This is a genomic window from Bilophila sp., from assembly GCF_057864385.1.
The window spans coordinates 1-12959 of the sequence record NZ_DBMAFI010000026.1; the positions used below are offsets into that span (position 1 = coordinate 1).

At 54.4% G+C, this 12959-nt stretch carries 11 protein-coding genes; 10 read left to right on the top strand and 1 reads right to left on the bottom strand.

The annotated features are described in order from the left end of the window. Positions 1-144 precede the first annotated feature (144 nt). Positions 145-885 carry a sulfite exporter TauE/SafE family protein gene (locus ACZM8Y_RS09870; RefSeq protein ID WP_479858360.1) on the bottom strand — a complete coding sequence of 247 codons (741 nt, stop codon included), beginning with the start codon at positions 883-885 and terminating at the stop codon, positions 145-147. A gap of 236 nt (positions 886-1121) precedes the next feature. Here ACZM8Y_RS09870 and ACZM8Y_RS09875 point away from each other — a divergent pair, with 236 nt between their 5' ends. The 10 genes from ACZM8Y_RS09875 (at position 1122) to hybD (ending at position 12745) form a co-directional block, all read left to right on the top strand. Continuing rightward, a complete protein-coding gene (locus tag ACZM8Y_RS09875) occupies positions 1122-2111 on the top strand; it encodes an AAA family ATPase (protein WP_482332874.1) in 990 nt (329 codons plus the stop codon). A 4-nt stretch (positions 2112-2115) separates the two neighbouring features. Next, positions 2116-3450 carry a vWA domain-containing protein gene (locus ACZM8Y_RS09880; RefSeq protein ID WP_479858361.1) on the top strand — a complete coding sequence of 445 codons (1335 nt, stop codon included), beginning with the start codon at positions 2116-2118 and terminating at the stop codon, positions 3448-3450. A gap of 16 nt (positions 3451-3466) precedes the next feature. Further along, positions 3467-3943, top strand: coding sequence for a hypothetical protein (locus ACZM8Y_RS09885; protein WP_479858362.1), 477 nt, complete (start codon positions 3467-3469; stop codon positions 3941-3943). A gap of 411 nt (positions 3944-4354) precedes the next feature. Continuing rightward, a complete protein-coding gene (locus tag ACZM8Y_RS09890; protein ID WP_482332866.1) occupies positions 4355-5551 on the top strand; it encodes a DNA polymerase IV in 1197 nt (398 codons plus the stop codon). 72 nt (positions 5552-5623) lie between these two features. Continuing rightward, a complete protein-coding gene (locus ACZM8Y_RS09895) occupies positions 5624-6742 on the top strand; it encodes a glycosyltransferase family 4 protein (protein ID WP_337430769.1) in 1119 nt (372 codons plus the stop codon). Between the two features lie 23 nt (positions 6743-6765). Beyond that, positions 6766-8115: a sugar transferase gene (locus ACZM8Y_RS09900; protein WP_479858364.1), complete on the top strand. Its 1350-nt coding sequence runs from the start codon at positions 6766-6768 to the stop codon at positions 8113-8115. 422 nt (positions 8116-8537) lie between these two features. After that, a complete protein-coding gene (locus ACZM8Y_RS09905) occupies positions 8538-9695 on the top strand; it encodes a hydrogenase small subunit (RefSeq protein WP_479858365.1) in 1158 nt (385 codons plus the stop codon). A gap of 2 nt (positions 9696-9697) precedes the next feature. Beyond that, positions 9698-11494, top strand: a complete 1797-nt coding sequence (locus ACZM8Y_RS09910) for a nickel-dependent hydrogenase large subunit (RefSeq protein WP_479858366.1) — start codon at positions 9698-9700, stop codon at positions 11492-11494. 10 nt (positions 11495-11504) lie between these two features. Further along, a complete protein-coding gene (cybH, locus tag ACZM8Y_RS09915) occupies positions 11505-12197 on the top strand; it encodes a Ni/Fe-hydrogenase, b-type cytochrome subunit (RefSeq protein WP_337432188.1) in 693 nt (230 codons plus the stop codon). 2 nt (positions 12198-12199) lie between these two features. After that, positions 12200-12745, top strand: coding sequence for a HyaD/HybD family hydrogenase maturation endopeptidase (gene hybD / locus ACZM8Y_RS09920; protein ID WP_337432187.1), 546 nt, complete (start codon positions 12200-12202; stop codon positions 12743-12745). Positions 12746-12959 lie beyond the last annotated feature (214 nt).

A 12959-nucleotide genomic window follows, 5' to 3' on the forward strand; every position in this document is an offset into this window, starting at 1 on the left:
AGAGGACATCACATCGTCCAAACTTAAGTCGAAGAAAAGTTGGAAGACGCTCAATGTCTTCCAACTTACTTAAGGAAGTTAGAAACAAAAAAATATACTTTCTATATGAATATCCGGATAACGATAGCTATGAAGAGGCTGCGCTCAATGCAAAAAAGCCTTGAACAATAAAGAAATGGCCCCCAGCAATACTATCCACATCATGCTTCTGCGGAAAGTTTCCTGACGGATCTTGCGCGCAGCAGGTAGGCCGACCAGCGTCCCTAACAATACGCCTGGAAGTCCAACTAGTGTGTGCTGCATAACCACGGGAGTGACCAGCCCATAAAGAATGTCAAATATCACGGCAATACTGATACTGAACATAAAAAATGCCCCGAAGATGGCCCGAGCTACGTTCTTATCCCATCCGGCCATCGATGCACATACCGCCAGCGGTGGTCCACCCAACCCCACGGCACCGGTAAACATCCCAGACGCAGCCCCCCAACCTAACCGTGCGAGAACGCCGTCTCCCCATGAACCCCGTAAATTGAGGCCACCCCACATTTGCCAAACGGCAAACGCGATAAGCATGCTCCCTAAAAAAATTTCCAACCCGAAAGCCGGAATGTGTTTCAAGCTCCAAACTCCCAGCCCCACCCCCGGCAGACTCCCCAGCACCAGCATCCAGACAGCCTTCCAATCAGTATAATGCCAGAATCGAATTACCAGCAAAATATTAGTCAGCACAGACAACAGACAGGCTACCAAAATAACCAAGGAAAAATCCATGAACAGCACCATGAGCGGCAAGGCAATCATGGGACCCCCCATCCCCGTAACGATATTAACAAAGCCCCCCAAGAACCAACCGGAAAATGTAATAATATAGGACAACTCCATAATTATTCCCTACATATCCACACTGGAATTTTTTTGAGATGCTGTCTGTATCCGCCGTCACTGGCATGAGAGGCCACCGACAAACCTTCGCACAGTCCACGGAAAGCATCCTGCTCCAGAATGATAGATTCATCAACCTCCATCCCATGCGGCCTAAAATCTATTTAGATATTGACTTTCATTTTCATATAGCTATAGTCCTTCGCAAACAACGACCCTCTTTCATGGATGGCTTCATGACACCTTCTCAAATTTCCTCAGCGCTCCATACGCTTCTTTCCGCTCATCAACCGGTTTTCCTCTGGGGTGCACCGGGTGTAGGCAAAAGCCAGATTGTGGCGAAAGTCGCTGCGGATCGCGGTATGGACTTGCGTGACATACGAGCGGTTCTGCTCGATCCTGTCGATCTTCGTGGACTTCCCCGCCTTGAAAACGGACGTGCGGAATGGTGCCCGCCCGCCTTTCTCCCGGGCCCGGATGATCCAGAACAAGGCATTATCTTCCTTGATGAACTGAACGCTGCGCCGCCATTGGTTCAAGCGGCCTGTTACCAGCTTGTGCTGGACCGAAGAATCGGGGAGTACCGTCTGCCCGACGGCTGGAGCATCATAGCGGCCGGCAACCGTGAAAAGGACAAGGCCGTTACCCACCGGATGCCTTCCGCGCTGGCGAACCGCATGGTACACCTTGAATTTGATGTTTGCCCTGATGATTGGTTCCAGTGGGCACAGCAAGCGGGTATCAGGCGTGAAATAATTGCTTTTCTGCGATTCCGCCCCAAACTGCTCCATGACTTTGATCCGCTTTCCTCCGGGAAGGCGTTCGCCTCTCCGCGCTCATGGGCTTTCCTGTCAGGCATTCTTAATGCCAATCCCGATCCGAATGTGGAATATGAGCTCTTCCGTGGGACGGTGGGGGATGGCGCGGCGGCTGAATTCATGGGATTCCTTCACGTCTGGCGTGAGCTCCCTTCAGTGGAAGATATCCTTGACAATCCGGATGACGCTCTCGTGCCTGATGATCCGGCAGCGCTGTATGCCGTATGTGAAGCCCTTTCAGAAAAAGCTTCCGCTGAAACCGTCAAGGCTCTTGTAGCCTATGCCGGACGCCTGCCCGCTGAATTCGGTGTTCTGCTCATGCGTGACACCGTCTGTCGTGACGAGCGTATCGTCCATACATCTGCCTTTGCCGACTGGGCTCAGGCCAACGCTCACGTCTTGATGTAACATTATGACACCACTCGAACGGCAAGCCCATCTTGCCATGATCCGCGCTAGGGCGGCACTCGTATTGGATCATCCTTTTTTCGGCTCCATCGCCCTGCGTCTGAAGCTGAAGCCGGATCCCACATGCAGTGACCTCTGGACGGACGGGCGTACTCTCGGCTTTAACCCCTCTTATGCCGCCGCATTGTCCGAGGCCGCGCTCATAGGGGCGCAGGCGCATGAGGTCATGCATTTGGCTTGTGCCCATCACGTCCGTCGTAAAGGGCGCGATGCGGCGCTCTGGAATAAAGCTTGTGATCTTGTTGTCAACCAACTTTTGTTGGATGCAGGATTCTCTCTCCCCCAAGGAGCCACACACGATCCGGCTTATGCCGGGCTTTCCGCCGAAGCATTATATTCAGAATTGGCCCGCCTTCAAGATGAACCGCCCAACAAAGGTGCCGAGCGCCCGGAAGTTCAGGAGGAAACCGAACAAGCAGAAGGCGGTACGGGACAATCGGGCGAAGGGAAAGGGGAATCCAAAGATCAAAAAAAAACTACGGAAGGAGAACGCGGCGAGGCCGAACTATTGGGGGGACACGGAGCTTCCGAACACAGTCAAGAGAAAGGCAACGGGCAACAAACAAAGCCCATGGCCTTTACAGGAGAAGTGCGTGATCATCCTGTATTGGACGGCGGCAGCGGAACAGCGCAAAAGCAGGCGGAGCAGGAAGCCGACATTGAACTCGTTCAGGCTATGCAGCGTGCCAAGCATATGGGAGATATGCCGGCGGGCTTTCTCCGTTTGTTCCGAAAACGGCTGCACCCAACATTGGACTGGCGAGGTATCCTTCAACGCTTTCTTGAGAACTGTACGGATGGTGACTCTACATGGACCACACCAAACCGCCGCTACCTTTACCAAGGCATCTATCTGCCTTCGCGGCAGGAACCCCGTATCCCCCATGTAGTGCTTGCCGTGGACAGCTCTGGATCCGTGGATGATACGCTTCTTGAAATCTTCTGTGCCGAACTGTCCGGTATTCTGGAAGACTACGACACTCTCCTGACCGTCTTGTTCCATGATACGCAAGTTCAGTCCGCCCAAACATTTACCCGACAGGATCTGCCATTACGGCTGGCCCCGGTGGGAGGCGGCGGAACGGATTACAGGCCAGTTACCGCGTATATTGAAGAAAACGATCTCACCCCCACCTGCATGATCTGGTTCACTGATCTGGAGTGTGACAGATTTCCGGAGGAACCCGCCTTTCCCGTCCTCTGGCTCGCCGAACAGCCGAACGGGACAACGCCACCTTTTGGTGAACTGGGATATTTCAAAGAACTTCCATCCGCCTAACAATAGGACTACCGACATGCGTATAGAATGGAACATTACCAAACGGCGCGGTAATATCCGCCCTATTCTTCATTACACGGTAACCCTTGAGGAGCATGAACGAGAGTTGGCTCTGCCGTTCATCCGCGTCGCTTCGACCATCCCGGAACCACCCGATTCTTGGCAGGAATTCTGCTATCCCGGACAACATGAACGCTCAGAGAATCCTATGTCTGGAAAAACCTATGATTTAGAAATCCCTTCCCACAAAGGACGCCTCTGGAAACAAAGCTTGCGCCTTCCTTGGCGTGAAGAAAACAACTATCCCGAAATCGAACAATCCTTCAAAAAATTACGAGATGCTTTCGAAGCGGAATTAAAAGCGGCTTATGACAGCCAGCCCATGAATGAATCGAATGCACTTGAAACCAGCTTTGAGTCTCGCCGTTTCATAGCCCCCGGAGTCCTTGCGGAACGTTTTCTCGCCCTCGCCAAAAACGCCAAAGCATCCTAAAAAACAAGAGGGAAATTTCAAGGGCTCTAGGGCTGCGACGGCCAATTGCCTCCTAGGGCCAGCCCTCAAACTGAGCTAGAAGAGAACAGAAGTAATAAAAAAGTAGATTGCTGAAAAATGCTAGCTCTTGTATTTATCAATATATTAATATAGTTACTAACAAAATTTCACTATCATACAGCTTTTCTCTTCCAGGGGATGTCGTCCATCATCCCCTTGATTTCAAAACTTCCTGCAAGCACACGGTACCCCCTCCATCTGCCAGAGAAATACTATTACAGTGAGTAGAAGGGAATAGAGGACAAGGAGAGAGCTAGTCTTGCTTGAAAAAAACTCTGATCAGCAATAGATTAACAAAAAAGACGGTATGAAATAACGTAGGGGAATAAATACTGTAAGGATATTTCATAGATGCAGAAATGGTTTATGCATGTGGACATGGACGCATTTTACGCGTCCATCGAGCAAAAAGACCATCCTGAACTGCGGGGCAAACCGGTTATCGTTGGTGGAGGCGGCCCTCGAGGGGTCGTCAGTGCGGCTTCCTATGAAGTCCGGAAGTTCGGCGTCCATTCCGCAATGCCTATAGCACAGGCATTGCAGCTCTGTCCTCATGCCATTCTCGTTCCTGTGCGTATGGCACGATACGCCGAAGTTTCCCGAACCGTAGTTGATGTCTTGCGCTCGTATTCTCCCCGAGTCGAAAAGGCTTCCGTCGACGAAGCCTACCTTGACGCGACAGGACTGGAGCGACTCTTCGGCCCTGTGGAAGACATGGCCCGGCGCATCAAACGCGAAGTGAAAGAAGTTACCGGAGGATTGACCTGCTCCATCGGGCTGGCCCCCGTTAAATTTCTTGCAAAAATAGCTTCCGATTTGAACAAACCTGATGGACTCAGTATTCTGCCTCCTGATAAGCTGTCCGCTTTTCTCCAATCGCTTCCGGTGGAACAAATACCGGGTGTGGGAAAAACAATGGTGCGGGAACTTCAAAACCTTGCCATCCGGACAGCAGGCGATGTCCTACGCTATCCTAAAATGTTTTGGGAGCGTCGTTTTGGAAAAGCCGGCATCATCCTCTATGAACGGGCACAAGGCATTGATCCACGAGAAGTGGAACCCTATACGCCTCCCAAATCAGAAAGTGCCGAAACGACGTTTGATGTCGACACACGCGATGTAGGCTTCCTTAAGGGCTGGCTTTTTCGCCATGCTGATCGGATAGGTCGCACACTACGGAAACAGCGGCTTCAGGGCCGTGTAATCACGCTCAAAGTCAAGTATGCCGATTTTCGCATCATTACCCGCAGGGTCACACTTGATGCCCCTACTAACGCTACGGAATCCATTTATGAGACAGCGTGTAATTTGCTCGATCACATGCGTCTTGAGGAAAAAATTCGGCTTATCGGCGTAGGCGTTTCCGGTTTCGACAGCTCACCACACCAGTTATTACTCCCTACCCTTGGGAAGGACAGCCGAGCTACAGAAGAACGCCGCATCAAACTGGACAAGGTCATGGATGAGCTCCAAGACAAGTTCGGCCAAACATCGGTCGTACGCGGGCGCCTCTTCCAACAGGTGGCCCCGCCCAAAAAACGAACCTGACTCTTTCCCTTCTGCGGCAAAGTGTCCTATCCCTCTTCCTTTCTCTTCAGCGCACTGCTATACTTTCCTGCCATGAACATCATTATTATGAATAATAGGGCCAGTTTTCTGGTCAGCTTTTGGAGTGTGCTCATCTCCCGCTTGCGGGAAGAAGGGCATCAGGTAACGTGCCTCGTCCCTGCGGGAGATTCCGAAGCCGAAACCACCCTCAAAGGGCTTGGGGCGAATGTCCGTAACTATCCTTTGGATAACAAGGGGTTAAACCCAGTCCATGACTTGAAAACCTGTTTTGCCCTATACAAGGTTTTCCATGAGGAACGCGCCGATATCCTGTATGCGTCCACCATCAAATCGGTTATTTACGGGATCCCGATGGCGGCTTTGGCGGGCATCCGATCCCGTTATGCCATGATTACGGGACTCGGATACATGTTTGAGGCCAATACCCCCGCAAAAAAGATGCTTACGTATCTGGCCTCCTTCCTCTACCGTATTTCGCTTTCTTTTAGTAATGCCGTATTTTTTCAGAATACGGATGATGTCCGGACGTTTCGGGATTGGCATTGCCTCCCGCGCGGTGCCCATGTCGTCATGACCAAAGGTACGGGAGTGGACACGGACAAGTTTGCCGTGGCACCTCTTCCCGAAGCTCCCCTTACATTCCTTCTCGTGGGAAGGCTTCTTGAAGCCAAAGGGCTGTATGAATATGCGGAAGCGGCCCGGATAGTAAAAAAACGGTATCCCAATGCCCGTTTCCAGCTCCTTGGTGCCCCTGAAAGCTCTAGGGGGGGAGTCCCTCTTGAAACGGTTAAGGGATGGGAGCGGGAAGGCATTATTGAATACCTAGGCGTCACGCGTGATGTGCGTCCCTATGTTGGACAGGCGAATGTTATCGTTCTTCCATCGTGGCGGGAAGGGTTGCCGTGTTCGCTCATGGAAGCCATGAGCATGGGGCGTCCCATCGTGGCAACCGATGTTCCCGGATGCCGAGATGTGGTCGTCGACGGGAAGAATGGTTTTCTCGTGCCTGTACGGACTCCCGAAGCCTTGGCAAAGGCGTTGGAATCGTTTCTAGAGGATGGCGCTCTGGCGGCCTGTATGGGGAAGGAAGGAAGAGCCATTGCGGAAACAGAACTGGATGCCCGTAAGGCTGCCGATCTTATCCTCAACGTCATGAAGTTGGTTTCCTAACGAGGACTCACTGGAGGTTTCCCTTGCTTATCAGCGGTTATCGCAAAGGGCTGTTTAAAGTTCTGGATGCCGTCTGCATCCTTGCGGCGCTCAGCATTACCGGCTGGGTCATGTTGCCCGCGGATCTTTCCGTTCTGCACGACTACACAGGGGCGTCGCTGTTTACCGTCGCCTCCTACCTTTTCTTCTTTTATGTGTTGGATGCCTATAACATTGGGGCTGAGGACTTCAAGGACACCACCGGCCGGGTTCTTATAGCTTTCTTCCTTGGCGCCATCGCTTCCGCTTCCGCGTTTTATGCGTTCCAGCACTGGCGTTTCGATCGTAAGACACTGCTGCTGCTTTTCAGCCTGTGCCTTCTGTTCTGCCTCGGCTGGCGTGCGCTCTACTATAAGCACATCGGCCGTTTTGTGCATAAAGCCAGAATCCTGCTCATTGGGACGGATCGCGCAGGGAAGGTACGGCAAACCATTTCCGAATCCCTGACCGACGCCGACATAGTCGGTTATGTGGGCGATTGTGACAACGACAGGGAAATCCCCTATCTTGGCACCCCCATGCAGGTTGAGGAAATCGCCAAACAGCAAAACGCCACCATGATTGTCTTGCTGCCCGACGCTCCCATCGATGAAGACATCGCTACCGAACTGCTGCATGCCAAGCTGCACGGGCAGATGATCGTCGATGTCCGCTCCTTCTGTGAACATATGGTGCATCGGCTCCCCGTCTCACAGATCAGCTCGGAATGGCTGCTCACGGAAGAAGGCTTTTCTCTCAATACCCGAGGCTCCCTGCGCCGCCTCAAACGCGCTTTTGATCTGTTCGCCACACTCGGCCTGCTGCTCTGCACGTCGCCCATCATGCTTCTCACCGCCATTGCCATCCGTGCGGAATCTCCCGGCCCAGTCATTTACCGGCAGCGTCGTGTGGGCCTGTTCGGGCAGGATTTCACCGTTTACAAATTCCGTTCCATGCGTACTGACGCCGAGAAAAACGGTGCCGTCTGGGCCATGAAGTCCGACCCCCGCGTCACCAAAGTGGGGAAAATCATCCGCAAAACCCGTATCGACGAACTGCCCCAGTTGTGGAACGTCCTCAAAGGCGAAATGAGCCTCATTGGGCCTCGCCCGGAACGCCCTGAATTCGTCAGTGAACTTGAGAAGGAAATCCCCTTCTACAGCCTGCGCCACGCGGTCAAGCCCGGCGTCACCGGCTGGGCCCAGGTATGTTATCCTTACGGCTCCTCCGTCGAGGATGCCCGCCGCAAGCTGGAATATGACCTGTACTACGCCAAAAACATGTCCATCCTGCTGGACGTTCGGATCATCCTTAAGACCATAGGCGTGGTGCTCTTCCCCAAGGGCGCACGCTGATTCTTCTCCCTTCTTTCGCCAGAAAAAAGGCATACCGTTTTTCGGTATGCCTTTTTTTGTTTGGCTGTGTTATAGAAAATGGTTGATGCTTTTTTTTGAAGCTCCAAAGGGATAACCGGCAAAATGCCTTAGCCGTGGATCCCGAAGGGGAAAACAGGAAAAAAGGATGTATTTTTCACCGTACTGTGGAGATGAAACAACCACATACTATAACAAAGCCTTTTGTTTTCCCGGCACATTCTAACGACTCAAGGCTCCCAATCCCGCATTTATCATAGTGATCCAGCTATCATGCGGTTGACGGGCATCCCCGAAAAGGCTTCAGTGTAAAACAGATACGGCAGAAGAAGCCGTCCGTACGGATGTGCCTTTTTCCAAGGACACGTCTTGAATGCAACGCTGACCCAAAGAAGGATGTACCCATGTTCAACCCAGAGGAAACCCAGTACGAAGTGCTGCGCCGCAGAGGTATCTGCCGACGTGATTTCCTGAAATTTTGCTCTATGGCGGCGGTTGCCTTGGGCCTTGGCCCAATGGGGCACCTCGAAATCGCCCACGCTATGGAAACCAAACCGTATCTGCCCGTCATCTGGATCAATGGCCTTTCGTGTTCCTGCTGTACGGAATCTTTTATCCGCTCGGCACATCCTTTGGCTTCCGACATCATCCTTTCCATGATCGCGCTGGACTATCAGGACACCATCATGGCGGCGGCGGGCGATCAGGCCATGCAATGTTTTGAAAAAGCCATCAGCGCCTACAAGGGACGCTACATCCTTGCCGTGGAAGGCAATCCGCCTCTGGGCGAAGAAGGCATGTACTGCATCGACGGTGGGCGTCCCTTCATGGACAAACTCCAGCGCGGAGCCGCCGGAGCCAAGGCCATCGTCGCGTGGGGGACCTGCGCCTCATGGGGATGCGTGCAGGCTGCCCGCCCCAACCCCACGCAGGCAACCCCTATCCACAAGGTCATCCACGACAAGCCTATCATCAAGGTTCCGGGCTGCCCCGCCATCCCGGACGTCATGAGCAACATCGTCGCCTACATCCTGACCTATGATCAACTCCCCAAACTCGATTCGCAGGGTCGCCCAGAGGTCTTTTACGGCAAACGTGTGCATGACCAGTGCGTGCGCCGCGCCCACTTCGACGCGGGGCAGTTTGTGGAATCATGGGACGACGCCGCAGCAAGCCTCGGCTATTGCCTCTACAAGATGGGCTGCAAGGGGCCGACGACCTACAACGCCTGCCCCGTTACCCGGTGGAACAACGGGGTTTCCTATCCTATACAGTCCGGCCACGGCTGCATCGGCTGTGCCGAACAGAATTTCTGGGATCACGGTTCCTTCTACGACCGCATCACCAATATCCCACAATTCGGAACCAACACGACGGCCGAAACTGTGGGCGTGGCCGCCGTCGCCGGCATCGGTGCCGGCGTGGTGACGCACGCGGCCATCAGTACCGCCGTGCACCTCAAGCACCGCTACGGCAAGGACAGAGACTGTTCCAAGGAAACCAAGTCCGCACAGGCTGAAAAAAACGATTCCAACGACTCCACCCCTTCTGAAAGGAACTGATCATGGCCTACGAATACACAACGCAGGGATACACCGTTAACGACTCGGGGCGGCGTCTTGTCGTCGACCCGGTTACGCGCATCGAGGGGCATCTCAGATGCGAAGTGAACATCAACGACGACAACGTGATCACCAACGCCGTCTCATGCGGAACCATGTTCCGGGGGCTGGAAATCATCGTCAAAGACCGTGACCCCCGCGATATCTGGGCTTTTGTGGAACGCATCTGCGGCGTCTGTACGGGCACGCACGCACTCGCCTCCGTCCATGCCATCGAGGACGCACTCAAGATAGACATCCCCGACAACGCGAACATCATCCGCAACCTGATGCAACTGGCCCTCTGGTATCACGACCACCTGGTGCACTTCTACCAGCTCGGCGGGCTGGACTGGATCGACGTGGCTTCCGCTTCCAAGGCCGATCCGAAAGAAACATCCAATCTTGCCCAAAGCCTTTCGCCGTGGCCGCAGTCCTCCCCCGGCTATTTCGCCTCCGTAAAGGAAAAGCTGGTTCGCATCATCTCCACCGGACAGCTCGGCATTTTCAAAAACGGCTACTGGGGGCATCCCGGCTATAAGTTCCCGCCCGAGGCCAACCTCATGCTGGTGGCCCACTATATTGAGGCTCTCGACTTTCAGAAAGACGTCGTCCAGATCCATACGGTTTTCGGCGGCAAGAACCCACACCCCAACTGGCTGGTGGGCGGCGTTCCTCTGGCCCTCAACATCAACGCCAAGGGCGGGGCCGACGTCATCAACATGGAGCGTCTTGAGCTCGTCCAGTCGATCATCAAACGCTGCCGTGAATTCTCGGCACAGGTGCTCCTTCCCGACAGTATCGCCCTCGCCAAATCCTATCCTGAATGGCTGCATCTTGGCACGGGCCTCTCCAACCAGTCGCTGCTGGCGTATGGGGCGTTCCCATCCATCGCCAACGACTACTCGCAAAAAAGCTTGCTCATCCCCGGAGGGGCAATCATCAACGGCAACTTCAATGAAGTGTTGCCCGTCGACCTGTCCGACGAGGATCAGATCCGTGAAGAAGTCGGGCGCTCGTGGTACACGTATCCCAAAGGCATTACTTCCCTGCATCCCTATCAGGGCGAAACAGTGCCTCACTTCGAGCTTGGCCCCGCAACCAAGGGCAATAGGACGGACATCAAGCAGCTTGATGAAAACGCGCCCTATTCGTGGATCAAGACACCCCGCTGGCGCGGCAACATGATGGAAGTGGGGCCGCTGGCAAGGACACTTATCGCCTACCAGCTCAAGCAACCGGACATCGTCGCCCGCGTCGATGATCTGTGCGCCCGGATCGGGGCGCCCGTCACATCGCTGCAATCGACTATGGGCCGTATCCTCGCCAGGGCGCAGGAAGCGCATTGGGCGGCCGACACCATGCAGGTCTTTTTCGACAAGCTCATAACGAACCTCAAGAACGGCGACAGCACCGCCGTCTTCACCAACAAGTGGGATCCCGACACTTGGCCGCAGGAAGCCCGCGGCGTCGGCTTCACCGAAGCCCCCCGCGGCGCGCTCGGCCACTGGACGGTCATCAAAAACAAGAAGGTGGACGTATATCAGTGCGTCGTCCCGACCACATGGAACGCCGCACCGCGCAGCGACGGCGGACAACTCGGCCCGTATGAGGCCGCCTTGCTCGGCACAAGGATGGATGTGCCCAAGCAGCCGCTGGAAATACTGCGGACGCTCCACAGCTTTGATCCCTGCCTTGCCTGTGCGACGCACGTCTTGGGGCCGGACGGCAGCGAACTGCTGACGGTCCATATGGACTAAGGAGGACGCCATGAACGAACCTATTCAGGAAGGGAAACCCATCTATGTCTTCCAGCTGCCGATCCGCATCTGGCACTGGAGCATGGTGCTCTCGTTTCTCGTGCTTATCCCCACGGGGTACATTATCGGCAAGCCGTGGCATTCGCTGGACGGCGATCCGACCTACCTTTTTTATATGGGCTATACCCGTATGGCCCACTTCATCGCCGGGTTCATCATCGCCATCGGCCTGCTCTGGCGCATCATCTTCGCGTTCTTCGGCAACAAGTATTCCAGACAGGTCTTCGTCATTCCGTTCTGGAGAAAAAGCTGGTGGCAGGATCTGCTGTCGGACTTCCGCTGGTATCTGTTTCTTGACAGAACCCCGCGCGAACACATCGGGCATAATCCGTTGGCCCAGCTCGGCATGATGACCTGCATCAACCTGCTCATCATCATGATCCTGACGGGCTTCGGCATGTACGTCCAATCGTCCGACTCGGCCATCCTCCAGCCGTTCCATCTGGTGGTGGACTTCATTTACTGGATCGGCGACAGCGGGCGGGATCTGCACAGCTACCACCGCTTGGGTATGCTGTTCCTCATGTGCTTCATCATCATTCATTTGTATATGGTCATCCGTGAAGAAATCATGGGCAAGTCCACGCTCGTCTCGACCATGTTCAGCGGATTCCGGCTGCTGCGCTCAGGAAAGGGAGGCTGATTATGGAACGGATCGTTGTATTGGGACTGGGGAATATCCTCTATGGGGATGAAGGCTTCGGCGTCCGGGTCGCGGAACGGCTCTATTCACGGTATGCCTTTCCCGACAATGTGGAAATCGTGGATGCCGGAACACAGGGGCATCCTCTGCTGGCCTTCGTGGAACGGGCCACACGCCTGCTTTTGCTGGATGCCGTGGACTTCGGGCTCCAGCCGGGAACCATCGTCGAGAAGGACAGCACCGGCATCCCGGCCTATTTGAGCGCGCACAAGATGAGCCTACACCAGAACAGCTTTTCCGAAGTATTGGCCCTTGCGGAGCTGAAGGACTGCCTCCCGGAGGAAATCCGGCTGATCGGAGCCCAGCCTCTGGACATGACCTATGGGAACACGCTGAGCCCCCTGCTGCTGTCGCGGATGGACACGCTGGTGGGTATGGCGCTACATCAGCTTCAGGCATGGGGTGTTCCAAGCCACCCGGCGAACTCAAAATCCGCATTTCAAAATCCTGAGATCTCGCTTGAGCGGTACGTTCCTTTATCAGCCTGATCACCCCACACACTGACTGTAAGGAGCGGGGAGAAAAACTTTCCCCGCTCTTTTCTATGCCTGCCCAAGCGCCAGCGGGCACACGGCGACCGACTAGTTGCACCGGTGCTAAAAAGATTCTACCCCACACTGAACGCCCTACCGCAACAAAATCCTTTTTCCCCGCACTATCCGCCTCTGGACATTCCTTCCACCCTACGGGTATGAAACATAA

Coding starts and splice junctions, on each gene's coding strand:
- ACZM8Y_RS09890 (WP_482332866.1), top strand. CDS start 4,355: ATGCAGAAATGGTTTATGCATGTGGACATGGACGCATTTTACGCGTCC.
- cybH (WP_337432188.1), top strand. CDS start 11,505: ATGAACGAACCTATTCAGGAAGGGAAACCCATCTATGTCTTCCAGCTG.
- ACZM8Y_RS09870 (WP_479858360.1), bottom strand. CDS start 885: ATGGAGTTGTCCTATATTATTACATTTTCCGGTTGGTTCTTGGGGGGC.
- ACZM8Y_RS09910 (WP_479858366.1), top strand. CDS start 9,698: ATGGCCTACGAATACACAACGCAGGGATACACCGTTAACGACTCGGGG.
- hybD (WP_337432187.1), top strand. CDS start 12,200: ATGGAACGGATCGTTGTATTGGGACTGGGGAATATCCTCTATGGGGAT.
- ACZM8Y_RS09895 (WP_337430769.1), top strand. CDS start 5,624: ATGAACATCATTATTATGAATAATAGGGCCAGTTTTCTGGTCAGCTTT.
- ACZM8Y_RS09880 (WP_479858361.1), top strand. CDS start 2,116: ATGACACCACTCGAACGGCAAGCCCATCTTGCCATGATCCGCGCTAGG.
- ACZM8Y_RS09875 (WP_482332874.1), top strand. CDS start 1,122: ATGACACCTTCTCAAATTTCCTCAGCGCTCCATACGCTTCTTTCCGCT.
- ACZM8Y_RS09885 (WP_479858362.1), top strand. CDS start 3,467: ATGCGTATAGAATGGAACATTACCAAACGGCGCGGTAATATCCGCCCT.
- ACZM8Y_RS09905 (WP_479858365.1), top strand. CDS start 8,538: ATGTTCAACCCAGAGGAAACCCAGTACGAAGTGCTGCGCCGCAGAGGT.